Below are 23,431 nucleotides of genomic sequence, written 5' to 3' on the forward strand. Positions count from 1 at the left end.
CTTTTAGATAAACATATTGTCTGAAATCGCGTACTTTTGCCAATATGGGCGTAGGGTAATGTGTTATCTGATTGTTACTTAGGTGTTTTGTTACCGGGTTCACTTATCGGTGATGAACGGTATAGTGTAATAACAAGCAGAATTAGTCATTCTGAACTCAAAGGGGAGAATAACAATGACACTGTCTCATCGCAGCAAAGTTGCTGCTGTTTTAGCGACCGCTTCACTCGCCGTCGCAGGCCTAGCAGGATGCTCATCCGATTCTGACGCCAAGGAACCTTCCGCATCTAAAGGAAAGTCGGACGCCAAAATCGAATACGTCCACCGTCTGCCAGACGGCGAAGGCATGGTTAAGGTTCAAGAAATCGTTGACCGCTGGAACAAGGATCACCCGGACATGACGGTGAAAGCAACCAAGTTCGATGGTAAGGCTTCGGATCTCTTCCAGAAGCTTCAGAAGGACGTTGCAACTGACACCGCCCCATGCTTGGCACAGCTCGGCTACTCCGAAGTCCCAGAAGCATTCGTTAAGGGCATGGTTGAGGACGTCACCAAGCAAGCCGAAAAGTACAAGAAGAACTTCTCCGGCGCATACGGTCAGATGGCTGCAGGCGGCAAGGTTGTTGGTCTGCCACAAGATACCGGCCCGCTCGTGTACTTCTATGACAAGGCTGAATTCGATGCTTTGGGCTTGAGCGTTCCAACCACCGTTGAAGAACTGAAGGAAACCGCGAAGAAGGCTGCCGAAAAGGGCAAGTTCATCCTCAACTTCGAACCAGACGAAGCCGCACACTGGCTCTCCGCACAGGCAGCAGCAGTTGGCGATCCATGGTTCTCCACCGAAGGTGGCAAGTGGAAGGTAAACGCACAAAACAAGGGCTCGGAAGTTGTGGCCAACTTCTGGCAAGAACTTATTGACGCGAATGCCGTTGGCACCATCAACCGGTGGGATGACGCCTACACCAAGGCTCTCACCGACAAGAAGATCATCGGTAACATCGGTGCAGCTTGGGAAGCAGGCTTCATGCTTGATCCAGTTGTTCCGGAAGGCAAGGAAGGCACCTGGCAGGTTGCTTTGCTGCCAAACTTCGGTGAAGGCGTCAAGTCCGGCCCAGATGGCGGTTCTGGCGTTGCCGTTATGAAGGGATGCAAGTTTATCGATGAAGCAATGGAGTTCAATAACTGGTTCAATACCCAGACTGCTGACCTCGCAACCCAGGGCCTCGTTGTTGCCGCTAAGGGCGATGTTGTGACCCCAGAAAAGATCAAGCGTCAGTTCGGTGGCCAGGACGTGTTCGCAGAACTCGCCAAGGCAAACGAAAGCCTCAACGCTGACTTCCAGTACATCCCAGGATTCTCTGCTGTAGGCCAGAAGATGGTTGACACCGCCGCTAACATCATCGATTCGAAGGGCAAGATTGCTGACATCTTCGCTGCTGCACAAGAAGAAGCAGTGAAGACTCTGAAGAATCTCAAGTTGCCAGTTGTAGAGTAACGGCTACTCCGCCGCCGAAAGAGATAAGAACTATTGAGACTACTACTGAGGTAAAATATGACTACTGCAGTAAAAACCGATAGCAGTGAAACAACTGCCGTTGCTATCCCACGGCATAGGCGTACACGGGAACGCCACGAAGCGCGAACTGGCTGGATCTTCATGTTGCCGTTCGTGTTGGGGTTCACCCTGGTATTCCTCCTGCCAATCGGTGCTTCAGTCTACTCATCGTTCTTCCAAGAAGTCTCTGACGGCGGCGGACTCTACGGCGGTAGCGAACTCGTCAAAGAGTTCGTTGGCCTAGAAAACTATTACAACACCGTTGCCAACGATCGTTTCTGGCTAGGGATCTTGCGGGTTATCCTCTACACGCTCATCCAGGTTCCTGTGATGATCTTCGTAGGTTTGGCATTGGCTCTCGTGCTCGATTCCATGCTGGTACGGCACGTGGGAATTTACCGGCTCGGCTACTTCCTTCCGTTCGCCATTCCCGGTATCGTGGCAGCGATTATCTGGCTCTACATCTACACTCCGGAAATTTCGCCTCTTGTATCCGTACTCAATTGGTTCGGACTAGATGTGGATTTCATGAGTAAAAACATCATCTTCTTCTCCATGGCCAACATGACAACATGGACCTACACGGGCTACAACATGTTAATTTTCTTGGCCGCTTTGCAGGCGATCCCAGCCGAACTTGAAGAAGCAGCCCGCCTTGATGGAGCTACCGGATTCCAAGTAGTCACCAAGGTAAAGGTTCCCATGGTTCGCGGTGCGGTTCTTCTCTCCGTGCTCCTCTCCATTGTTGGAACGATCCAGCTCTTCAACGAACCGGCTGTGCTCTCCACAGTGAATCGATGGATGGGTGCGGATTACACGCCAATGATGATGGCTTACAACACCATGATCGGCCAAATCACCCCATCAGGTGATGGTCCGGCTGCTGCAACATCCATCGTGATGGCAGTGATTGCTGGTGTGCTTGCCGTGGCCTACGCGCTAATCGAGAAGAAGGTGAATGACTAATGTCAAAGATCATGAAGCAAAAGCTTGCTGATGGTACCGAATATGTTCCATCGCGTGAAGGAATCCCAGCCCGTTCTATCGCGCCATCATCGGTTGCCCGATGGGTGACCGGCGCAGTCCTCTTCCTCGTACTCGTGTACTTCCTTTTCCCGGTGTACTGGGTGATCGTGGCTTCCACGAAAACCAACTCTCAGCTGGTGTCTACTAACGGCTTCTGGTTTGACGATATCAACGTGCTCAAGAACCATGAAACGCTGATGGTGTGGACTCGTGGAATGTTCTGGCGCTGGGTATTCAACTCGCTTCTCTACTCAACAGTAGCAGGCGTTGTTGGCACACTAATTTCGGTGATGGCTGGTTACGCAACTGCTAAATTCAAGTTCCCAGGCAAGGGAGTCACGATGGGCGTGATTATGTCTGGTTTGCTGATGCCAGCAGCGCTCCTCACCATTCCGCTCTACATCATCTTCCATCACATTGGAATCACAAACACCATGTGGGCCATCATCATCCCGGCCTGTGTGAGCCCATTCGGCGTGTTCTTGGGCCGTGTTTATGCCCAAACATCTGTGCCAACCGAACTGATCGAAGCCGCCCGTATCGATGGCGCAAGCGAAGCCCGCATCTTCTTCACGATGGTCCTCCGCCTGCTCGCCCCGGCCATGGTGACCATCTTCCTCTTCATTTTCGTAGGCACCTGGAACAACTTCCTCCTGCCGTTGATGATGGTTACTGCCGATGAAATCAAACCAGTCACCCTAGGCCTCTACGGTATGATGAGCTACTTTGCTCCAGAAAAGGGTGCGGTTATGCTCGGTGCGCTCCTCGGTGTGCTCCCACTGATCGTCCTCTTCCTCGCGCTCCAAAAGTACTGGCAATCCGGATTGGCCGCTGGTTCTGTGAAGGGCTGATCGCAATAGTGCCCCTACACGGATGTGCCGATCACGTTAATGATCGGCACATCTTATCAACGAATTGCAGCAACTGTCAGTCACTCACGTATGTAAGAACACCCGAAGCTATCCCAGCCACAATCGCAAAGCGCGAATGAGCAAAACGCTTACCTTTCTGGCGCCGGCGTTCGCCGCGATTAAAAATCGCACGCTCTGCCTTCACCGATAGCCAGATCGATGCAGGAAGGACTGCGCCAAGAGCGATTGCTGCTAACGCGATGTTCTGCTTCATAGTCAAAGCATCCGGTGCGAGCTCTGCAGGATCATCTACACCTGTTTCGGAGGAATCAGCGGCAGAGGCATTTGCAGGTGCATCACTGGTACGAGGATCAGTAGCGAACACGTCTTCGGCATCGATTATATCTGCTGATTCCTCCGCCATATCATCGCGCACGTGAAGATATGTAGCAACGCCAGATGACGCGAGGATTGCAAGCGTTTTCGTAACTCCGCGTGCCGTACGTGAGCGAATAACATCAGGGCAGGCGTAATACGCGAACGTACCAAGGCCATACAAGGCTGCCTGCGTGACCGCGGAACGCTTCGCGTTCGTTTCACATGTTGTTTCTAGCATCAAAGCACGTCCTTTTCTGTAGATTCAGGTTGCTCCAACGGAGTAAACCCATACGGAAGCGGTTCATCCGCAACCGGCTTCTTGCGAGTGAACACAAGAGTAAGAATAATAATCAAGCCCGTAATGCCCACACCGATAGCAATCCAGCCCCACCACGGAATCCCGCCAGAAATTTCTGCAGGTTCAAAAATACGTGAGAAATCGGCGTCGCCAGTTTTCTTGCCCTCCACGTACAGCGGGCCAGAAGTCAACGAATCAAGGCTAGTAAAAATCGCGCGGTTCCCATCGATCAAGGCGCGGTCTGCGCGAATAATATCGCCAGGCATCGCAATAATGACGCGCAGATCGATGAAGGTTTCTGCCATCTTAATGAAGCTCGTTGCCTCAGGCGGGAGCTTCGCGTCACTCTTGACAATAAAAGTCGAATCGGTTTCGGTAACCAGATTGCGTTCGCCAGAATTCTGCGGAGCATCCCATGAAATCCGGCAGGCAAACTCATCGCCCTTGGCAATGTCAGTAATCTCGATCGCATCCCGTGCCTTATCGATCTCATCTTGAGAAGGCAACGGAATATTCTTTATATCAGGAGAACTCTTGACCTGCCTCAAAATATCATCAAAAAGCGACGAACAATCTCCAAAACCTGCACTCTTCATCAGCCCATCAGAATCGTGGAACTCCACGGCGGCAAGCGTGCTCTTATCCGGATGAATTCCAAGCGCTGCATCTACCTTGCAGGAGGACAAAACAAGCACGCTGGCACACATAGCTATCACAGCAACTTTGCGAGACAGAGACAAGGCGGATCCTTTCGGCAATCTTGATTACGATTCTACAGGGTGAAAGCGACAATTTACGGTAACCCGCAAAAACACGGAAACCTAGAGCGGGGCAGGCCATCGGCCTGCCCCGCTCTGTCAGCGATTGGGGGAGTTACTTCATCTGTGGCTCATCATCAATATTGCCGGCCTGTACGCCTGGCTTATTTAAGCCGTCTTCCATGATGTCCTCCATAGATGGTTGCGGTTCTGCTTCCGCTGGCATGCCCTCTACGGCTGGAGTTTCTTCCATAGTTGGCGCATCCGCGGTAGGGGTTTCCTCTGCAACTGGCGCATCCGCGGTAGGGGTTTCCTCTGCTTTAGCCATATTGCCTGCTGGGGCTTCTGGCATTACTTCTTCTGGAAGAGGTGTTGTGGCCGGAGATTCAGATTCTGCTGGGGTTGCAGTCTTTTTCTTACGAGTGAACATAACAATAAGTACAACAATTAGTGCGATGATAGCGGTGCCAGAAACGATCCAGACCCAGGTTGGAATGCCAGAATGTGCGGCGCCAAGCTTGGCATCGTCGATAGATCCAGATCCAACCTTGTAGCCTTCAACAGAAAAGCCAGTGGCTAGCTTTTCAAGATCGGAAAACATTGCAAGATTGCCGTCAATCTTTGCCCCTTCAGCCTTGACGATATCGCCAGGCATGGAGATTGTTAAGGTGAATTTTCCAAAGTTTTTCAACATGCTTAGCTGTTCTTTGGGCACCGCGGTGCTAGCCTTTTGGGTGGAGAGGATAAAGGTTTTATCGGTTTCAGTAAGTGTTTTACCATCAACCATGTTCTTGCCTGATTCGGCGGTAAACTCGCATGAAAGTTTACCTTCTTTGCTCTTATCTTTTACGTCAAACGTGCCGCCAGTAATGCCAATTTGAGTTTTGACTCCCGAAGCTAACTCTTCACATGAAGATCCCAACCCGATGGCCTTCAGCTTACCTTCGCTATCATTGAGCGTAACAACCGATTTAATGGAGCCATCAGATTTTACTCCAACTCCGACGTCGGTGTGGCAGGCGCTGAAAGCACACAAAGCTACGGCTGCGATAGCCACAGCCTTTACGCGGGCAATTCTTTTTTGTGAAGTCATGACCATTTCTTTCTGTAAAAAGGTTCTTGCTCCAGATCATATCTGGACACTTACGGTTGGGTAAATACAAGTTCTTGTGAGGGTTGCATAAAAGGGCGAAAACCCGCCTAAAGGCGAATAACTCATCTGATAGCGAACACGAGTAGGGGAATTTCGATAGAAATTTACGGTGACCTGCCAGTAAACATAGGAAAAATGACGTTGACGGACCGAAGTCTCGGGTCCGATAGTCCCAATAATAACCGCTCTGTACAGGTAACATGATGAGTGGCATAAAAACCAGACGTCGTCGTCAACTCTAGGAGGAAAAAGGATGACTGACATGTACACTGTTGAGGCTGTTCGCGAAGGTGCACCATCGGTTGCTCCGGCTGATTTGATCGAATGGGTTACCGAAGTCGCTAACCTCACTCAGCCAAAGAACATCGAATGGGTTGATGGTTCTCAAGAAGAATGGGACCGCCTCACCTCGATGATGGTTGAATCCGGAATGTTCACTCGCTTGAACCCAGAGAAGCGCCCGAACTCCTTCTTGGCTCGTTCGCTTCCATCGGATGTTGCCCGTGTCGAATCCCGTACCTTCATCTGCTCGGAGAAGGAAGAAGACGCTGGCCCAACCAACCACTGGGCAGATCCAAAGGAAATGAAGGAAACCCTCCTTGGTGAAAAGGGCGTTTTCCGTGGCGCAATGCGTGGCCGTACTATGTACGTCATTCCATTCTCCATGGGCCCATTGGGTGGCCCGATCTCCCAGCTCGGTATCGAACTTACCGATTCCCCATACGTTGTTGTTAACATGCGTATCATGACTCGCATGGGTATCAAGGCTCTTGAGCTCATCGGCGAAGGCAAGCCATGGGTTCCAGCAGTTCACTCTGTTGGTTCACCTCTTGAAGAAGGCCAGGAAGATACCTCGTGGCCATGCAACGATGAAAAGTACATCACCCACTTCCCAGAAACCAACGAAATTTGGTCCTTCGGTTCCGGTTACGGCGGCAACGCACTCCTTGGTAAGAAGTGCTTCGCTCTCCGTATCGCTTCCACCATGGCTCGCCGTGACACCTGGATGGCTGAGCACATGCTCATCCTCCGCCTCACCAACGAAAAGACTGGCCAGCAGTTCCACGTCACCGCAGCATTCCCATCAGCTTGTGGTAAGACCAACCTTGCTATGCTCCAGCCAACCATCGAAGGCTACAAGGTTGAGACCGTTGGCGATGACATCGCTTGGATGCGCCCAGGTGCAGATGGCCGCCTCCGCGCCATCAACCCAGAAGCTGGCTTCTTCGGTGTTGCACCAGGCACGTCTTACAAGACCAACCCAATGGCTATGGAAACCATGAAGGCCAACACCATCTTCACCAACGTCGCACTGACCGACGACGGCGACGTTTGGTGGGAAGGCATCGATGGCGAAACCCCAGAGCACCTCATCGATTGGCACGGTAACGATTGGACTCCAGAATCTGGCGAAAACGCAGCTCACCCGAACTCGCGTTTCACCACTCCTGCATCCCAGTGCCCAATTATTTGCCCAGATTGGGAAGCTCCAGAAGGTGTTGCGATTGACGCAATCCTCTTCGGTGGCCGCCGCGCAACCAACGTTCCATTGGTTGCAGAACAGTACACTCCAGCACACGGCGTCTTCATTGGTGCAAACGTGTCCTCCGAAGTCACTGCTGCTGCTCTTGACGTCAAGGCTGGCGCACTCCGCCACGATCCATTCGCAATGCTCCCATTCTGCGGCTACAACATGGCTGACTACTGGGGTCACTGGCTCGACATGCAGGAAGAACTTGGCGAAAAGTTCCCGAAGGTCTACCAGGTTAACTGGTTCCGCAAGGATGCAAACGGCAAGTTCCTCTGGCCAGGATACGGCGACAACGCTCGCGTCCTCGACTGGATCGTCCGCCGCGTTGCCGGTGAAGTCGAAGCTATCGAAGGTATGACTGGTCTCTACCCACACCGTGAAGACTTCAACCTTGAAGGTGCTGGCGTTTCCGAAGAAGATTGGAACGCAATGTACACCCTCGATCCAGAAGCTTGGGAAGCTGAAACCGTTGACACCGAAGAGTACTTCGCTAAGTTCGGTGACAAGGTTCCAGAAGCTCTTGTTGAGGAACTCAAGGCTCTCCGCGAACGTATCGCAGCAGCCAAGAACTGAACATCTTATCGTGTGCTGATTAATCAGCATGGTTAAGTAGAGGCGCGGTCCGGATTTGATCCGGACCGCGCCTCCTTTGCTCCGCCCCTGACAACACCGGCGATGGTCCGTGTCACTATGCGAGAGAAACAGATTTTCCCTGGAAAGCGCCATGTTAGAGACGATAAACTTATATCCAGGTATCCGGTCCAATGAAGGAGGAACCACGATGGCAGCGTTTGCAGGCGGAATATCGATCCCTGGATGGTCGCGCATTTATGCTGGGAAGGTTCGGGATATGTACATTCCGATCGATCAGCAATGGCATGCGGGTGTTGAAACAATGCTCGTGGTGGCTTCAGATCGTATTTCAGTACGAGATCGCGTTGTGCCCACGATTATCCCAGATAAGGGCGAACTTCTTACCACGTTAGCGCTGTGGTGGTTTGAACGTTTAGAAGATATCGTTCACACGCACGTTACGAATGCCCGCGTTCCAGCCGAAGTGGCAGGGCGTGCGATGATCGTTCGCCGCCTGCGCATGTACCCGATCGAATGTACGGTTGCTGGATACATGACGGATTCGTTGTTTTCCGATTACACCGCGAACGGTTCAGTTAACGGGATCGATCTGCCGGCGGGGCTTCGTGAAGGCGATAGGCTTCCGTCCCCGATTTTCCTTCCGGCGCGCAAGGGCGCCGTGGGTGCCGACGACGTCGATATCACGTTCGACGATTTTGCTTATGTTGTGGGTGTGGACGTTGCGCGCCACATCCGTGCTACTGCCATCGATATCTATAATCGTGGCCACGAATATTGCGAACGCGCAGGCATTGTTTTGGCGGCCTGCAAACTCGAATTCGGTAGGTCGACTGACGCGGGAGATGATGTGATCGTGCTCGGGGACGAAGCGCTCACTCCCGATTCGTCAACCATGTGGCTAGCGGCCGATTATGAACCTGGCCGTAGCCAAACATCGATGGGCAAACAGTTCGTTCGGCGCTGGCTGATGAATAGTGGATGGGATCGAGATGCCGGCACCCCGCCGCCACCGCTACCACAACACCTCGTGGATGCAACAAGGGAACGCTACCGCACCGTCGTCGATCTCCTCACCTCGTCAGACTAACGTCCCTCATGGTGGGATACGCCACGCACGCAGAGTGAGACGAATCCTCAAAAACCGGAACACCTACTTTTTCTCACCCCTTATCGGGGTTTACGCTGTGCAGAGAAACTCAACGCGAAGGAGTATTCCGTGGATCGACACATCGAAGAAGTGTACGAAGAATCGTTACGCCGTAACCCAACCCAACCTGAATTCCAGCAGGCTGTACGCGAGGTTATCGAAACTGTTGAACCGTTGCTCGTGGCACGTAAAGACTACCGTGACGCCGCAATCTTGGCCCGCGTAGTTGAACCAGAGCGCCAGATTATGTTCCGTGTGGCCTGGGAAAACGATCAAAACCAGGTCTGTGTGAACCGTGGATATCGTATCCAGTTCAATTCGGCGCTCGGGCCTTATAAGGGTGGTTTGCGCTTCCATAAATCCGTGACGCTTTCCGTTGTGAAATTCTTGGGTTTCGAACAAATCTTCAAGAATGCGCTGACCGGCCAGGGGATCGGTGGCGGCAAGGGCGGTTCTGATTTCGATCCGCACGGCAAATCTGACAACGAAGTGATGCGTTTCTGCCAGGCGTTTATGACCGAACTTTCGCGCCATATTGGTGCCGATATCGATGTGCCGGCTGGCGATATTGGCGTAGGTGCGCGCGAAATTGGCTACTTGTTTGGCCAGTACAAGCGGCTGTCGAACCGAAACGAAGCTGGCGTGCTCACCGGTAAAGGCCTGAATTGGGGCGGATCCTTGGCGCGTACTGAAGCAACCGGCTACGGTTTAGTGACCTTCGCTCAGGCCATGCTTGGGGAGCGTGGCGAAGATATGGAAGGTGCGCGCGTTATCGTGTCCGGTTCGGGAAACGTGGCCACCTATGCGATTGAGAAGGCACAGGCGTTGGGTGCGAAGCCGATTTCGATCTCCGATTCGTCTGGCGCGGTCTATGATCCGGATGGGATCGACGTGGCTCTGCTCAAGCACGTGAAGCAGGTGGAACGCGGGCGCGTGTCCGATTATGCGGAACGCCGGCCGAATGCACAATTCTTGGCAGGAGAGAACGTGTGGGGGATCGCGGGTGATATTGCGTTGCCGTGTGCTACTCAAAACGAAATGAGTGAATCCGATGTGGCAACCTTGGCAGGCAATGGTGTGAAGCTCATTGCTGAAGGTGCGAATATGCCACTGACTCCCGAAGCGATCGCTGCCGCCCAGAACTCCCATATTCTATACGCTCCAGGTAAGGCGTCTAATGCTGGTGGCGTGGCAACGTCGGCACTCGAAATGCAACAGAATGCAGGATTAACCCGGTGGCCATTCCACAAGGTGGAATCACGGCTCGATCAGATTATGTTGGACATTCACCGCGAATGCTTGGAAACCGCGGCGGAATTCGGCAAGCCGGGGGATTATCTTGTTGGTGCGAACATTGCGGGCTTCCGCAAGGTGGCGGACGCGATGCTCGATCAGGGCATCATCTGATTGGTAAAGCTCGAAATTGGGGATATTCCGTGTGGGATGTCCCCGATTTTATTCTTCATATCATTTAATGAACAAAATACGTACTAACGAACTCGTTTTCTATCCATATATCGAAACGGGAGGCCGGTAAACTCGATAACGTCATCTGTACTTTTATAAAGGGAGCACTATGAAACGCAGATTCTATGCGCGTGCAACAGTCAGTACATTGTCTGCACTTGCATTAGGAACACTGGGCATGACGTCCGTAACGACGGCGTTCGGCGTCGATACCCCAGAAAAGGCCGCCACCGAAGAAACGGAGGCCGCCAAAGAAGCCCCAGCGGCTGAAGGCGATAAAGTAATTGATTTCGCGGTAATTTCAGACCTTCACGGACACATCGAAAACGCCGCATCGCTCGCATTCGAAATTAACAAGATGCGCGAAGCTAACGCAGATACTCACTTCATCTCAGCAGGCGATAACGTTGGTGGTTCTGCATACGTTTCTGCTGTTGCTAAGGATGAACCAACAATCGAGATCCTCAAGGCAATGAAACTTGAAGTGTCTGCTGCTGGTAACCACGAATTCGATCAAGGCGCGAAGGATCTTGCCGAACGCATCGTCCCTCACTTCGGCGATATTCCAATCCTTGCCGCAAATGCTGAAGGCGGAAACGAAGCCTTCAAGAAAGACTACGTTATCAAGGATTACAACGGCGTGAAGGTAGCCTACATCGGCACCGTCACCCAAGGAATGCCAGCACTCGTATCGCCTCTCGCGATCGAAGGCATCACGTTCAAAGATCCAGTAGAAACCACCAACCGTATTGCAGAGCAGCTGAAAGATGGCAAGGCTGAGAATGGTGAAGCCGACGTCGTCGTCGCCCTCATGCATGAAGATCTTGCCTACGTCAAGAAACTCAACAAGTACGTTGATCTTGGCTTCGGCGGGCACAGCCACAACGGCCAAAAGGACACCACTGCTTCCGGCGCTGCCGTATGCGAACCATGGAACTACGGCCAGAGCAAAACCAAAGACGGCGATAAGAGCATCGAAAACTACAGCTTTGTGAAGGCTCAAATCAAGATCGGTGCAGACAAGAAGGTCACTTCATCGTGCGATATCGTCAACGTTCCTAAACCAACCAAGCAGGTCCCAAATAAAAAGAATCCAAAGGTGATGGACACCGTACTCGATACGGAACATCCAAACCAGGATCAAGTAATCAAGGCTCTCTACGATGAAGCTGCCGCCAAGGCAAAAGAACTCGGATCGGCACCAGTCGGCTACCTGAGCGGCGACGCCAAGCGTGCAACCACCGGAAAAGACGAAAACCGTGGAACCGAATCCCCAGCAAACAACCTCATTGCTGAAGCATTCTACCAATACGGCCAAACTATGAACACCAAGCCAGCCTTCGGCATCATGAATGCGGGCGGTGTTCGTACCGATTTCATCTACAAAGCAAACACCACCGATAACCCGAAGGATGAAGACGGCCTGCTCACCGTAGGCGAATCCAACTCCGTTCAACCATTCGGTAACGCTTACGCAATGATCGATCTTACCGGCGAACAGGTCTACACCATGCTCGAACAGCAATGGAAGGCCGAAGGATCCCGCCGCCCAGTACTCAACCTCGGTTTGAGCGCAAACGTCAAGTACGTCTTCAACCCAGAAGCCGAACAAGGCAAGCGTATCCTCGCTGTTTACGTTGACGATAAGCTCGTGCCACGCGACGCTTCCACCACCTACACGATTGCATCAAACAACTTCCTCCTAGTTGGTGGCGACGATTTCCCAGTATTCAAAGAAGGCAAGAACTTCATTGATACCGGCGTGATCGACAACGCTGCATTCAACAAGTACGTAGAGAAGTTCCAGAAGGACAACCCGCTCAAAGTTGACTACACCCAGCGCTCCTTCGGCGTTGTTATGCCAAAGGACGTCAAGCCAGGAGAAACCTTCACCGTGAAGCTCTCAGGCCTCTCCCACACCAGTGATGAACCAAAGCCAGAAACCGTAACCATCTCCATTGACGGCCTTGGCGAATGGAACGCAAAAGTGGACACCACCCCAGAAGCCACCCCAATCGACGGAACTGGCAAAGCAGAAGTATCCATTACCCTCCCCGCTACCACTAAGGCCGGGAAGTATACTCTGAAGATTGCTACCAAGGGCGGCGAAGGCTCCGATAGCACCATCGTGTACACCGATGCCATCACCGTGCCAGGTGCAGACGAAGCCGGAACTACCCCAGACGGTCAGGACGGCAAGGCTGACGCTGGCAAGGACGGCAAGACTGGCGCCGGCAAGGATGGCAAGACTGACGCTGACAAGAACGCCAAGGGCAAGCAGCTCGCTAAGACCGGTGCTGACGGCATCACCACCGGCCTCGCAGGCGCTATGATCCTGCTTCTTGTAGGCGCAACAATGGCCTCCCGCAAGCGCGCCTGACACTCAGATAGGCACCTGGCACTAAACAACAAAAGGTGAAGCCGTATCGGGTTCGATACGGCTTCACCTTTTATCGATCTTTTACCAATGGCATCAGGCGGTCACTGTCGTTTGTATGATGGAGATATGAAACGACGCATAGACCCGGCAACCGGCATCGCAATCATCAAAAAATATGCCGCCGAAGAAGAGCTCAGCGTGAGCGAACAACGCACCGCCGCCCGGTTCGCATTAGAAGAATTCGCAGAACGCCACCCCGGCCGATCCGTTGAAATTCGAATCCCTTGGGCCGGCGCCGTTCAAGCTATAGCCGGACCAGTGCACACTCGCGGAACCCCACCGAACGTCGTCGAAATGGATACCGACACATGGCTTGCGCTGGCCGTAGGAAAACCAACCAACGGAATCGTGCGTGCCAACGGCTCGCGATCAGACCTCACCCAATACCTGCCCCTATTCGGCCAGCACAACTAAAAAACTAGCAAACCCAGAATACGAGCCCAAGAAACTAGCAGACTAACGGCGTGCCAACAATAACGCAACAAGGGTGCAGAAATGATCCAGCCAGGCTCATTTGCCCGGCTGGATCAAAAATCTACAAGCACGTCACCTATGCGATGGAATCCAATCAGATTCATCCCAATCATCTTCTGCTGGGGGTACATCATACGAATCGTACTCTGACCAATCGCCATCCGAAGAATCGGCGGCATCATCAGCAGATGAAGCACTGGACTTCGCGATAAGCTCCCTTTCGAGAGCAGCGTAATCCGTTTCAGGGCTGAAATACTTTAGATCACGTGCGACTTTGCGCTGTTTGGCTCTTTGACGGCCGCGTCCCATAGGGATCCGACCCCCCTCAACTAGTCTTGGGGCGACGCGAAAGTGCCCCATCATCTACTTATTTGTTCTCGTTCACCTACTTTACAACGAACAGGCCCCTAAACTCCACGTGGCACGTCGATGAAACACGAACTCGCCACTGTGATTTTCACTCAAAAGCAAGAATCGTTCGCTGTTTTGACCTCTGCGTCCCAATATGTCCACCCTGAGTATCGGTTGAGAGAGCATAAATCAACTCCAGGTAGTACATTCTCTCCCAGTGATCCACTTTATAATTGAAATGGACAAAATCTCATTCTCGATAATAACGAACAAAACGTTATATATCTAAGATTTTTAATTGAAAGGAAAGATACAATGACGGAGTTTGATACAGAACTCATGACCCCAGCCGAAGTCGCAGCCCTCTTCCGTGTTGATCCAAAGACTGTTGCTCGCTGGTCCGATTCCGGCAAAATTCCTTCAATTCGCACCCTCGGAGGCCACCGACGCTTCCGCCGCTCAGACATCGTAGCAATCCTCGAAAACAACACCACCGAAGTGGACTAATAACTACCGAGCATAACCGACTCAAAAAGGTGCGGGGTTTCAACTTTTTGTTGAAACCCCGCACCCCTACATAGGCGCAATACCCGAGTATCAGATCACTTCATGAACTTGCGAACAACCAGCGCTGCAACACCAAGCGCGACACCAGCAATAATACCAATCGCCTTCGTATCACCTGCAGCCGCATCATGAGCCAACGCCTGAGCCTTAGCCTTACCCGCTTCAATCTTCTCCGCAGCCGCCGCCTTCATATCCTCCTTCAACACCTGAGGATCCAACTTCGCAGCCAACTCATTCACCGTAGCAGTAAGCTCTTCCCGGACACGTTCAATATCCCGCTGAACCTCTTCAGCCGAACGATTATCCTCAACACCCACCGGAGCCTCATAATCAGAAGCCATCTTAGAATTAGCCGCTACACGAGCCGATTCATTCACCTTGCTCACTTCTCAAAACCCTTCATAATAGCCTCAACGTTCTTCTCAATCCCGCCCTTAGGATCAATCTTCGCCGCTGCAGCCTTATCCAACGACATCTTGCCGAACAACGCCAACAACGCGATAATCACCAGCAAAATACCAGCAGTAATCAAATAGCCAGCCCACACAGGAACAATCACAGCGAACGCCCACGCAACACCAGCAAACAGCAAGCCAAGCATATACAACGAAAGAACACCAGCAACCGCCAAAAGAACGCCGCCAACACCCAGCCGCTTAACCTTAGTTTTCGCCTGAATACCCGTGTACTTGATTTCATCACGAACCAACGCAGAAAACTGGCTAGTAATCTTCGCAACAAGTTCACCAATCGAACCGCCAGACGGCTTAGACGCCATCCCACGATCATTCAACATCTTTACCTGATCGGTCTGTTCAGTAGCCACGGACCACTCCTTCATGGGCCATACGCCCTTGGATAGATTAGGATGATAACCCTATTCTTTCACGAACAAGGCTACAAGTGCGAGTGCCCGCACAGAAAACCGGGAAAACATCCGATCAACGGCGAACCAACGTGCGTACAGCCTTCCTCAAAATTCCACGCACCGGCCGCAACAAAATCTCACCTTCAGGCATCCCCGACGCCCACAACAATGCCACATAGGTTAACGACATCACAGAACCAGTCACAATAATCGCAGTGATTGCCCAAGACACCGATTCCGCCGTCGCCCCAAAACCAAACCCAAGCATGATCACAAACCCAAGCACCGCAACAACCAAGCCAAAAACACCCAGTTTCACGTGAGCCACCACAATCCGCAACCCGTCAATACCGCCCAGCCGGCGCCGCAACACGTACGCATGCACAGCACACATTGCCGCATTCTCCAACGACATCGCCAAACACATGCCCACCACCGTAAACTCAGGGCGCGTAAACGACATCATGTAGAAAAACAGGGGAGTCACAATCTGGAACGGCAAAATAGTCAAAAACGCTGTACGAGTATCCTCAAGCGCATAAAAAACCTTCACCAGCACCGTATCCGCAGCAGAAAAAACCAGCCCCAAGGTCAGTGAACACAACACCAACGCAAGAACCCAGGCTTCATTCGGGGTCGACGTCGGAGTAACTACCTTCGCCACCGGCACTGACAGCACAAAAATCACCGCAGACGCCAACACATTAAACACGCCCACCGTACGAATCGCCGTAGAAATATCAGCCTTCACCGCACCAAAATCGGCAGTAGCCGCCGCCCGTGACATTCGAGGAAATACTGCCGTAACAATCGACACTGTAACCAGCGAAGCCGGCAACGAATACAACGCATACGCAATCGTATACATGAAATTACCGGCAACTTCCGTTGTATCCTGCCCTGCATTAAGCGCCCGCTGCGTAGCGCCCGCCGCCACATTCAACAAAATCATAATCGGGATCATGCCAGTCACCATCAGCGCCAACACCCAACTACCAGCTCGGCCCACATCGCCCAAACCCGAATTACGCCAGCCAAAATCAGGACGATACCGAATACCCAACCGGTGCAGCGGCCAGAACAAAATCAACGCCTGAGTCACGATGCCCAACGTAGAAAAACCAGCCAAAATAATCGTAGGAGCCCCAGCCCAATCAGCAACCGACGACGGTGCAGTAGAATCCTCCGGCCCAAACAGCCACAGCATCAGCAACAAACCGCCAATCGCCACCACATTATTTAGGGCGGGCGACCACATGTACGGGCCAAAACGCTCATACGCATTCAAAATCTGGCCTAACACTGCGTAAAGACCATAGAAGAAAATCTGTGGCAGGCACCAGAACGAGAAAATTACCGTGAGGCGATACCAATCCGGTGACATCGTAGAAGCATAAAAATTCACGATAATCGGAGCCGCTAGAGTTATAGCGATAGTCAAGAGACCGAGCGATACGAACGAGAACGTGAGCAGCTTATTAATGAAAATCGCGCCTTCCGCACGCGATTTCGCCGTAGCCCGTACAATCGCCGGCACCAACACCGCATTCACCAAGCCGCCTGCAATAATGCCATACAAGAGGTTTGGGACGTTGTTTGCAATATCGAACGAGTTAGCCACTGGAGTGGATACGCCTACCACTGCCCCCAAAAGAATAGGAGAGCGGACCATTCCGAGCGCGCGCGAGGTTAGCGTACCAAGGAACATGATCAGCGATGAACGCGCCGCAGAAATCTTGGCTGGCGCTGGAGCTGGCGCCGGAACCCCCGCCTGGGAATCCGAATCCGTTTCCCCCGCAGGAGCGATCGCGTCTGTAACCGCGCGGGCATCAACCGGGGTAGTACCGCGAGCAGAACTTACAGACCATGTTGCTGTATGAGGGGTTCGGCCTTCGCCATGCCGGGGTCTAAAACGTTGAAAATGCATGACACTAAGTGTACCGATCTTTTCCTAGGTAATCTGTGAACATTTGCGGTGGGAGGAACTGGATATGGGAACCGCAGTAGCTGGTTGGCCGGACGCATGTCTGGGGAGGACGGCTGGATGAGAAGATAGTAAGACCGGGCAGGAGCAGGAAAGAATGGGCGGCGCAGGCGGAGAACAGGCGGGAATCGGCCAGTGCGGGGTCCGAAATAAGCTGAACCTGGCGACTTTCGCTTGTTTAAGTAATGTCCAGCCAACAAAAATCCCCGACACAGACGAATCTGTACCGGGGATCTTTCAAAAGCGACCCTGACGGGACTTGAACCCGCGACCTCCGCCGTGACAGGGCGGCGCGCTAACCAACTGCGCTACAGGGCCAGATGCCCAAGAGTGAACTCTTGGAGTCAAAATCCCCCGCCGAAGCAGGGGACTTATCTGGTGGCTCCGACCGGCGTCGATCCGGTGACCTTTCGATTTTCAGTCGAACGCTCTACCAACTGAGCTACAGAGCCAGATAAGAAAACACCCGGTCTCCCGGGATTTTCTTGGCGACCCTGACGGGACTTGAACCCGCGACCTCCGCCGTGACAGGGCGGCGCGCTAACCAACTGCGCTACAGGGCCTTACGGCCATATCTTTCGATATTTACTTCCCTAGAGAAGCAGTACCCCCAACGGGATTCGAACCCGTGTTACCGGAGTGAAAGTCCGGCGTCCTAGGCCACTAGACGATGGGGGCGAACCCGAAGGTTTCCCGCTCCGTTAAGACTTCGTTTCCGTCTCGCTGGAACTCCTATAGCTTAGCCAGATTCTGCGTGGGAAGCAAAATTATTTCACTGTGTCTCCGATCACTGTTCGCTAGAGGCTAGTTTTTCGTTGATATTTCGCGGTTTTAATCTAGGGTAGATATATGGCAGTTTCGAATCTTCCTCATGTACTGGCGCAAATATTGGCCCAAACTACTGATCCGGCGGAACCATCCGCCCCCACAACACCTGCCGTTGAAAAGGCAGAAGCAGTTGTAGAGGTGACCGTGGACGTCCTCAGTTTCCTTGCTGGCACCGTGATCGGCATGGTGGCCGGCGTGATCGCCACGATCATCGGCATGGCCCTCAGCCATATCTTTGCCCGCCGCTACAAGTATTACGCCCCGATTCACACTGCCATTCGCAAACCGGTTGGCTTGATGCTCGCCACGCTTGGCGCCTGGATAGGGTTCGGCGTTGCTTCCGATAATATAGATCCCGCCCATGCCCCTGATTGGCTGGCCTGGTTGGAACACGGTTTCCTCATCTTATTTATTGTGGCGTCAGCTGCCTCAATCGTGGCCTTTGTTAACGGACTGGTTAAAGCGGTTTATCTACGGATGGAAGTTTCCTCGACAGAACGCGCCAGCCGCGTCGAAACCCAGGTCCAAGTGATCCACCGTGTGGTTTCGGCCGTGATCTGGGTCCTCGCGTTCGGCGCGATTCTCTTGACGTTCCCGGCAGCCCGCACGGCCGGCACGTCGCTCCTTGCCTCCGCCGGTCTGATTTCAGTGGTCGCTGGTCTTGCCGCCCAATCCGTCCTAGGTAACGTGTTCGCCGGACTCCAGTTGGCCTTTTCGGATTCGATGCGTGTGGGCGACATCGTTTTCTATAACGGCTCCACCACAACAGTTGAAGAAATTACGCTCACATACGTGGTACTAGCAGTTTGGGACGGCCGCCGGATCATGGTCCCGTCGTCGAAAATGACTACTGAGCCATTCGAAAACTGGACCCGCCGTGCCCCCGAAATGATGGGAACGGTGGAATGGCACGTAGATTGGGCAATCCCGGTGCGCCAGGCGCGCAAGCAGCTGGACCACCTGTTACATTCAACGGATCTATGGGATGGCCGAACCGGCGTGCTCCAGGTTGCCGAAGCGATCAATGGGACGATTTTGATGCGTGCAATTGTGTCGGCGCATAATTCCGGCACCCTGATCGATCTGAAGAACTACCTGCGCGAAGCGATGGTTCAATGGATTCAGGACGAAGCGCCGCAAGCAATCCCGCACTACCGCCGAATCGTGGATGAAGCTCCGGATTTCCGCGCGGCCACGGACACCACGGCGGCCCTGGTAGATAAGCGTGTTTCTCAAACGCCACCGCCGGCATTCGAACCGGAACCGTCAGTGGTTGAGACTGCTTCCACCACCGTGATTTCCCGCAAAGAGCTGGAAGAATTCGCGCGCACGCCGCTTGCGGAACGTGTGGGAGATAAGGATTTCACAATGGGGCCGCTCCCAGATTTCACGGTAACACCCGGAACAGTTGCGCCTGGGACGGTTGAGCCCGGCATAGTTACCCCCGCGGTTATGCCTGAAGAGCCAGCAGGCTACCAATCCGCGATCTTCCACGGATCCGAAGAAGCTAAGAAACGTGCTGAACAGTACGCCGGACCTGGTGACGACGTCTATGAGGAACGTAACCGCAAAATCGAACAGACGGCTAATATGGCTAAAGTTGAAGATACTGAGGCCGAAGCTGAGCCGGAGAAAGAGGAGAAGTAAATGGCTTTCGCGGATGAGACCCCAAAGTACACGGAGAAGATTGAGTACAAGCTTAATAAATCGCCGGAAGAGTGGCGAAATTTGCTGAGTGACATGGAGTTTTTCGTGTTGCGTGAGGCAGGTACGGAGCGTCCGGGCACGGGCGAGTTACTGCATGAGAACCGTGCGGGCATGTACCACTGCCGCGCGTGTGATGCTGAGTTATTTTCGTCTGAGACGAAGTTTGATTCTCATTGTGGTTGGCCGTCGTTTTACGATCCGGATGAAAAGGGCGCGGTTGTGTATATTGAGGATCGCACGTTGGCGCCGCGGATCCGCAACGAGGTTCGTTGCGCTACCTGCGGTTCGCATTTGGGTCACGTTTTCAACGATTCGCCACAGACCCCTACCGGCTTGCGTTACTGCATGAATTCAGTTTCGTTGCGTTTCGAGCCGGGGAAGTGATGGCGACGGTGCGGTGCGTCACCTTTAATCTTGAGCATGGTAGGCCAGCCAGGGAGGGTATCGACGATTATTTCTCCCGGGCGTTGGCCCAGCTTCGTGATGTTGATGCTGGTGTGGTGTTGGTTCAAGAAGCAGATGGAGCTGCGCGGGATTGGGTGACTCATTCCGGTGGCGGGCATGTGCATGACATTGCCTCATTTTTGGGAATGAACTGGGTGTATGCTCCGTCCGCGTTCGGATATGGGGTTGGCGTGCTGAGCCGATTCCCGATTGTGGCAGCGCGCTATTTGCGGCTGCCACCCGTTGTACGCCCGGTGTACCGCAAGCCAAACGGGAAAATTCATGTGAGGTGGCCGGAGCCGCGAGTAGCTCTTTACGCGCTCCTCGATTCCGGCTCCCATCCACTTATTGTGGGAACCACCCATCTTGACATCGATCAACAAGCCGCACCCCACCAGCTACGCATCACCGCCACCGGCTTTTCCCGTGTTGCGGATCATTGGGGGATCGATAGCTCGTCGTCGTCCTTCCTTCTCACTGGAGATCTGAATATGCGGCCAGACGCGGTGGAGAGTGCGCTTGCGGAGGTGCCCGTGGGGATCGCTGCGCCTCGAAACGTGCTCGCAACTGGGCTAACGTATCCGCATAATGAACCGCGCTGGCAAATCGATCATGTTCTCGGTTACCGTATTAACGCAATCTACAGCGAGGTACTGAGCACGTCGATTTCGGACCACGCTGGATTGGTTGCTGATATTCAACCTTTCTGAAAGGCACGTAAATGCCACGCGAAACTACTGATTCGTGGGCGTGGGCTCCCGTTATTCTGCTGACCACTGCCGCTATTCAATACACGGGCGCAACCATTGCAATTGGACTCTTTTCTACTGTTGCTGTGACTGCCGTGGCGTGGGGCCGTGGATTTTTCGGTGCGCTCATGCTGTTGGCGTGGCGGCGGCCCCGGCTTCAGTTGGGCACCGTGGAAGGGCGGCGAAATCTGGCGGTATCGGCGCTGTATGGGGTGTCGATCGTATCGACTAACGTGATTTTTTATTGGGCGCTGGCACGGATCCCATTGGGGACTACCGTGGCACTCGAATTTTTGGGGCCTGTGATTCTAGCAGCCGTGATCGGCACTGGATGGCAGGTGCGCGTGGGGATCGCGTTGGCAGCCACTGGTGTGTTTTTGATTTCGTGGGTTGGCGTGGACATGGCCGAACCGGGGGTAGCTGCCGGCGTGGCGATCGCAATTTTAGCCGGGCTGACTTGGGCAACCTATATGTATGTGGGGCGGCGGATTGCCGTGACTGGCAACGGGTTGGATTCGTTGGCGATCGGGATGTTTATGGGATCTTTAGTGTGGTTCCCTGTTGCGGCACCGTATGTTGCCCCTATTTTTACTGATCCGCACGTGCTGGGGCTGGTGGTTTTGGTGGGGTTGCTTTCATCGGTTACCCCATACGCGATGGATACCGTGATTATGAAACGGATTAGCGCGCCCACATTTGCACTGTTGAATTCGTTGCTACCAGCCACATCGCTCCTGGTGGGGCTAGTAATTCTGCGGCAGATTCCTACCGTGGGGGAACTTATTGGGTTAGGGCTCATCACTGCGGCTGTGGCACTTGTTGGCATGCGGCGGTGACCCGAGTCTGTCATGCCGGCGGCCAATTGGTGGGACACGGTACAGGGCACCCTATAAAGCTCCTGTGTAGCTGGGCGCCGATCTAGCCCCTGGTTGCTTTGTTTATCCGAGGCAGTTGAGCATAAAAATTCCCGCACCACCGAAGTGGTGCGGGAAAATCGTAGGCCCCGTGGGACTCGAACCCACAACCTACGGATTAAAAGTCCGCAGCTCTGACCAATTGAGCTAGAGGCCCACGCTTGGAAAACCAAGCGTGTTTCCACCGCGATATGCAGTGAAACCTTTATCAGTATAGCGGTGTTGGGCCAGAAAGTAAAAATTGAAAAACAAAGTCTACACGCCGTCAATGAATGTTAGCTCTAAGGGGATTTCTATTTGCAAGCTTTATTGTTGTTTGAGGTTTTGGGTGGGGGATTGCCGGTTCGCAATCTCCCACACTTTTGCTCTACCCACTATCAATTTTATGTGATGTGAGAGACAATGAATGTGTATAACGTCAGTAATAGGAGGCTATCGTGAATTCTTCATTTCGGCGCCCAGCGCAGTTGCGTCCAGAACAACTGGAGGTTCTTGAAGGGGATGTGAACATTGAGGCTCGGCTGGAACTGGCATATACCACTGCTCGAGCACTGGTTTCGCTTGATCAACCAGGAGATCCAGACGTGGTAGAACGCGTCCATGATCTTATTGATAATGAAGGAATCGACGTCGTTGCTGAATCGTGGATGGACGCACCCGCCACGTCGCTTCCCGGAATTTTGTGGCGCGGGTTCTTGTTACGCGAATGGATTCGGCGCTTCCCTGAGGATGCGAAAATGCGTTATGCTGCGGCGCTTGCTGCTGGCGTGGAAAGCGAAGGCGTCCCAACCTTAGAGCAGGCCAAAGCCGAATGGGATAGCGTATTTTCCATCGATTCTTCCCGTAAAATCGTTGATGTTTTACGCGATTCGGCGCGGCTCACAGACTTCTTGGCGCGGGTGGAACCGCTATGGATCGAAACGGACGAGCACCCGTTGGCAACCGAAGTAACCCGGCGCTCAACCGCCATGAAACGTACTTCTGACGAATTCCGTGAAGTAGGCAAAGAGCTAAAGCTGGCTTCTGGCCTGATTTAACTGATGTGGGGGGCGAGTCGGCAGATAATTCTCGTGTAATTCCAAGAATGGCTCATGCCGGTTCAAAACTTAGATATGGGAATCAAGATCTGGCAGACTGCTATGCCATCGTTTGCTAAAGACATGATCACGTAGCGCGGTTTGCAGGGGTGTGATGCATAAGTTTCTTTCCCGGAGGTCTCTCCAGCAGCTGCTCCAATTGAGTAGAAGTGGGAAAATAGGGGAAGTAAGTAGACCAATCTTCTCTGAAGAAATCGCACTCCTGCAAAAATATTGAGAATTCGGCACGATCTGCAATATGCGGCGGGAT

General features: G+C 53.1%; 21 protein-coding genes and 5 tRNA genes. 14 read left to right on the forward strand and 12 right to left on the reverse strand.

Annotation, left to right across the window (positions count from 1 at the left end; translation table 11 throughout):
- Window positions 1–175 precede the first annotated feature (175 nt).
- Genes ARCH_RS00985 through ARCH_RS00995 form a run of 3 tightly spaced genes read left to right on the forward strand, consistent with a single transcriptional unit; the run spans window position 176 to window position 3,432 of the window.
- Window positions 176–1,495: an ABC transporter substrate-binding protein gene (locus ARCH_RS00985; RefSeq protein ID WP_013169453.1), complete on the forward strand. Its 1,320-nt coding sequence runs from the start codon at window positions 176–178 to the stop codon at window positions 1,493–1,495.
- A 57-nt stretch (window positions 1,496–1,552) separates the two neighbouring features.
- Window positions 1,553–2,521: a carbohydrate ABC transporter permease gene (locus ARCH_RS00990; RefSeq protein WP_013169454.1), complete on the forward strand. Its 969-nt coding sequence runs from the start codon at window positions 1,553–1,555 to the stop codon at window positions 2,519–2,521.
- On the forward strand, window positions 2,521–3,432 hold the full coding sequence (locus ARCH_RS00995) for a carbohydrate ABC transporter permease (RefSeq protein ID WP_013169455.1): 912 nt from the start codon (window positions 2,521–2,523) through the stop codon (window positions 3,430–3,432). The genes ARCH_RS00990 and ARCH_RS00995 overlap by 1 nt, the downstream gene beginning before the upstream one ends.
- Window positions 3,433–3,508: 76 nt before the next feature.
- On the opposite strand, the gene ARCH_RS01000 is transcribed toward ARCH_RS00995, so the two are convergent.
- The 3 genes from ARCH_RS01000 to ARCH_RS01010 form a co-directional block, all read right to left on the reverse strand.
- Window positions 3,509–4,048: a hypothetical protein gene (locus tag ARCH_RS01000; RefSeq protein WP_013169456.1), complete on the reverse strand. Its 540-nt coding sequence runs from the start codon at window positions 4,046–4,048 to the stop codon at window positions 3,509–3,511.
- Window positions 4,048–4,848, reverse strand: a complete 801-nt coding sequence (locus tag ARCH_RS01005) for a hypothetical protein (RefSeq protein ID WP_013169457.1) — start codon at window positions 4,846–4,848, stop codon at window positions 4,048–4,050. The genes ARCH_RS01000 and ARCH_RS01005 overlap by 1 nt, the downstream gene beginning before the upstream one ends.
- A 133-nt stretch (window positions 4,849–4,981) precedes the next feature.
- The gene (locus ARCH_RS01010) at window positions 4,982–5,959 is read right to left on the reverse strand and encodes a hypothetical protein (RefSeq protein WP_041640287.1); all 978 of its coding nucleotides are present in this window, start codon (window positions 5,957–5,959) and stop codon (window positions 4,982–4,984) included.
- A gap of 313 nt (window positions 5,960–6,272) precedes the next feature.
- Between ARCH_RS01010 and ARCH_RS01015 the strand changes: the two genes are divergently transcribed.
- The 5 genes from ARCH_RS01015 (at window position 6,273) to ARCH_RS01035 (ending at window position 13,612) form a co-directional block, all read left to right on the forward strand.
- Complete coding sequence (locus tag ARCH_RS01015; protein WP_013169459.1) at window positions 6,273–8,123, forward strand: phosphoenolpyruvate carboxykinase (GTP); 1,851 nt, start codon at window positions 6,273–6,275, stop codon at window positions 8,121–8,123.
- Between the two features lie 208 nt (window positions 8,124–8,331).
- Window positions 8,332–9,231, forward strand: coding sequence for a phosphoribosylaminoimidazolesuccinocarboxamide synthase (locus tag ARCH_RS01020; protein WP_013169460.1), 900 nt, complete (start codon window positions 8,332–8,334; stop codon window positions 9,229–9,231).
- A gap of 129 nt (window positions 9,232–9,360) precedes the next feature.
- A complete protein-coding gene (gdhA, locus tag ARCH_RS01025; protein ID WP_013169461.1) occupies window positions 9,361–10,698 on the forward strand; it encodes an NADP-specific glutamate dehydrogenase in 1,338 nt (445 codons plus the stop codon).
- A 169-nt stretch (window positions 10,699–10,867) separates the two neighbouring features.
- Window positions 10,868–13,138 (forward strand): bifunctional metallophosphatase/5'-nucleotidase, encoded by a 2,271-nt coding sequence (locus ARCH_RS01030; protein ID WP_013169462.1) that lies wholly within the window; start codon window positions 10,868–10,870, stop codon window positions 13,136–13,138.
- A gap of 126 nt (window positions 13,139–13,264) precedes the next feature.
- Window positions 13,265–13,612, forward strand: a complete 348-nt coding sequence (locus ARCH_RS01035) for a sterol carrier family protein (protein ID WP_041640291.1) — start codon at window positions 13,265–13,267, stop codon at window positions 13,610–13,612.
- A 132-nt stretch (window positions 13,613–13,744) separates the two neighbouring features.
- Here ARCH_RS01035 and ARCH_RS01040 read toward each other — a convergent pair whose 3' ends face one another.
- Entirely contained in the window at window positions 13,745–13,981 is a 237-nt protein-coding gene (locus ARCH_RS01040; protein WP_013169464.1) for a DUF3073 domain-containing protein, read from the reverse strand.
- A gap of 357 nt (window positions 13,982–14,338) precedes the next feature.
- Here ARCH_RS01040 and ARCH_RS01045 point away from each other — a divergent pair, with 357 nt between their 5' ends.
- Window positions 14,339–14,530 (forward strand): BldC family transcriptional regulator, encoded by a 192-nt coding sequence (locus ARCH_RS01045; protein WP_013169465.1) that lies wholly within the window; start codon window positions 14,339–14,341, stop codon window positions 14,528–14,530.
- A gap of 95 nt (window positions 14,531–14,625) precedes the next feature.
- On the opposite strand, the gene ARCH_RS01050 is transcribed toward ARCH_RS01045, so the two are convergent.
- The 7 genes from ARCH_RS01050 to ARCH_RS01080 form a co-directional block, all read right to left on the reverse strand.
- Window positions 14,626–14,976 (reverse strand): DUF3618 domain-containing protein, encoded by a 351-nt coding sequence (locus ARCH_RS01050; protein ID WP_013169466.1) that lies wholly within the window; start codon window positions 14,974–14,976, stop codon window positions 14,626–14,628.
- Complete coding sequence (locus ARCH_RS01055; protein WP_013169467.1) at window positions 14,973–15,416, reverse strand: phage holin family protein; 444 nt, start codon at window positions 15,414–15,416, stop codon at window positions 14,973–14,975. The genes ARCH_RS01050 and ARCH_RS01055 overlap by 4 nt, the downstream gene beginning before the upstream one ends.
- A gap of 115 nt (window positions 15,417–15,531) precedes the next feature.
- The gene (gene murJ / locus ARCH_RS01060; RefSeq protein WP_013169468.1) at window positions 15,532–17,385 is read right to left on the reverse strand and encodes a murein biosynthesis integral membrane protein MurJ; all 1,854 of its coding nucleotides are present in this window, start codon (window positions 17,383–17,385) and stop codon (window positions 15,532–15,534) included.
- Window positions 17,386–17,686: 301 nt separating this feature from the next.
- Window positions 17,687–17,760: transfer RNA gene (locus tag ARCH_RS01065), tRNA-Asp, on the reverse strand.
- 58 nt (window positions 17,761–17,818) lie between these two features.
- A tRNA-Phe gene (locus tag ARCH_RS01070) sits at window positions 17,819–17,894 on the reverse strand.
- A gap of 34 nt (window positions 17,895–17,928) precedes the next feature.
- Window positions 17,929–18,005: transfer RNA gene (locus ARCH_RS01075), tRNA-Asp, on the reverse strand.
- 42 nt (window positions 18,006–18,047) lie between these two features.
- A tRNA-Glu gene (locus tag ARCH_RS01080) sits at window positions 18,048–18,120 on the reverse strand.
- 171 nt (window positions 18,121–18,291) lie between these two features.
- Here ARCH_RS01080 and ARCH_RS09190 point away from each other — a divergent pair.
- From ARCH_RS09190 to ARCH_RS01100, 4 genes are read left to right on the forward strand one after another with little or no spacing between them, the layout of a single operon-like run.
- Complete coding sequence (locus ARCH_RS09190; protein ID WP_013169469.1) at window positions 18,292–19,917, forward strand: mechanosensitive ion channel family protein; 1,626 nt, start codon at window positions 18,292–18,294, stop codon at window positions 19,915–19,917.
- Complete coding sequence (gene msrB / locus ARCH_RS01090; RefSeq protein ID WP_013169470.1) at window positions 19,918–20,361, forward strand: peptide-methionine (R)-S-oxide reductase MsrB; 444 nt, start codon at window positions 19,918–19,920, stop codon at window positions 20,359–20,361.
- Entirely contained in the window at window positions 20,361–21,131 is a 771-nt protein-coding gene (locus ARCH_RS01095) for an endonuclease/exonuclease/phosphatase family protein (protein ID WP_013169471.1), read from the forward strand. The genes msrB and ARCH_RS01095 overlap by 1 nt, the downstream gene beginning before the upstream one ends.
- Before the next feature lie 11 nt (window positions 21,132–21,142).
- Entirely contained in the window at window positions 21,143–22,006 is an 864-nt protein-coding gene (locus tag ARCH_RS01100; RefSeq protein ID WP_013169472.1) for an EamA family transporter, read from the forward strand.
- Window positions 22,007–22,167: 161 nt separating this feature from the next.
- Here the strand turns inward: ARCH_RS01100 and ARCH_RS01105 are convergent.
- Window positions 22,168–22,241: transfer RNA gene (locus ARCH_RS01105), tRNA-Lys, on the reverse strand.
- 280 nt (window positions 22,242–22,521) lie between these two features.
- On the opposite strand from ARCH_RS01105, the gene ARCH_RS01110 reads away from it, so the two are divergent.
- Window positions 22,522–23,121, forward strand: coding sequence for an MDR/zinc-dependent alcohol dehydrogenase-like family protein (locus ARCH_RS01110; RefSeq protein WP_013169473.1), 600 nt, complete (start codon window positions 22,522–22,524; stop codon window positions 23,119–23,121).
- Window positions 23,122–23,431: the final 310 nt, after the last annotated feature.

This window comes from Arcanobacterium haemolyticum DSM 20595, assembly GCF_000092365.1.
Taxonomy (GTDB): Bacteria; Actinomycetota; Actinomycetes; order Actinomycetales; family Actinomycetaceae; genus Arcanobacterium; species Arcanobacterium haemolyticum.

Bases quoted from the DNA above. Each gene is read 5' to 3' on its own strand.
- ARCH_RS09190 (WP_013169469.1), top strand. From the start codon at position 18,292: ATGGCAGTTTCGAATCTTCCTCATGTACTGGCGCAAATATTGGCCCAA.
- ARCH_RS00985 (WP_013169453.1), top strand. From the start codon at position 176: ATGACACTGTCTCATCGCAGCAAAGTTGCTGCTGTTTTAGCGACCGCT.
- ARCH_RS01015 (WP_013169459.1), top strand. From the start codon at position 6,273: ATGACTGACATGTACACTGTTGAGGCTGTTCGCGAAGGTGCACCATCG.
- ARCH_RS00995 (WP_013169455.1), top strand. From the start codon at position 2,521: ATGTCAAAGATCATGAAGCAAAAGCTTGCTGATGGTACCGAATATGTT.
- murJ (WP_013169468.1), bottom strand. From the start codon at position 17,385: ATGCATTTTCAACGTTTTAGACCCCGGCATGGCGAAGGCCGAACCCCT.
- ARCH_RS00990 (WP_013169454.1), top strand. From the start codon at position 1,553: ATGACTACTGCAGTAAAAACCGATAGCAGTGAAACAACTGCCGTTGCT.
- ARCH_RS01000 (WP_013169456.1), bottom strand. From the start codon at position 4,048: ATGCTAGAAACAACATGTGAAACGAACGCGAAGCGTTCCGCGGTCACG.
- msrB (WP_013169470.1), top strand. From the start codon at position 19,918: ATGGCTTTCGCGGATGAGACCCCAAAGTACACGGAGAAGATTGAGTAC.
- ARCH_RS01030 (WP_013169462.1), top strand. From the start codon at position 10,868: ATGAAACGCAGATTCTATGCGCGTGCAACAGTCAGTACATTGTCTGCA.
- ARCH_RS01035 (WP_041640291.1), top strand. From the start codon at position 13,265: ATGAAACGACGCATAGACCCGGCAACCGGCATCGCAATCATCAAAAAA.
- ARCH_RS01095 (WP_013169471.1), top strand. From the start codon at position 20,361: ATGGCGACGGTGCGGTGCGTCACCTTTAATCTTGAGCATGGTAGGCCA.
- ARCH_RS01010 (WP_041640287.1), bottom strand. From the start codon at position 5,959: ATGACTTCACAAAAAAGAATTGCCCGCGTAAAGGCTGTGGCTATCGCA.
- ARCH_RS01100 (WP_013169472.1), top strand. From the start codon at position 21,143: ATGCCACGCGAAACTACTGATTCGTGGGCGTGGGCTCCCGTTATTCTG.
- ARCH_RS01020 (WP_013169460.1), top strand. From the start codon at position 8,332: ATGGCAGCGTTTGCAGGCGGAATATCGATCCCTGGATGGTCGCGCATT.
- ARCH_RS01040 (WP_013169464.1), bottom strand. From the start codon at position 13,981: ATGGGACGCGGCCGTCAAAGAGCCAAACAGCGCAAAGTCGCACGTGAT.
- ARCH_RS01045 (WP_013169465.1), top strand. From the start codon at position 14,339: ATGACGGAGTTTGATACAGAACTCATGACCCCAGCCGAAGTCGCAGCC.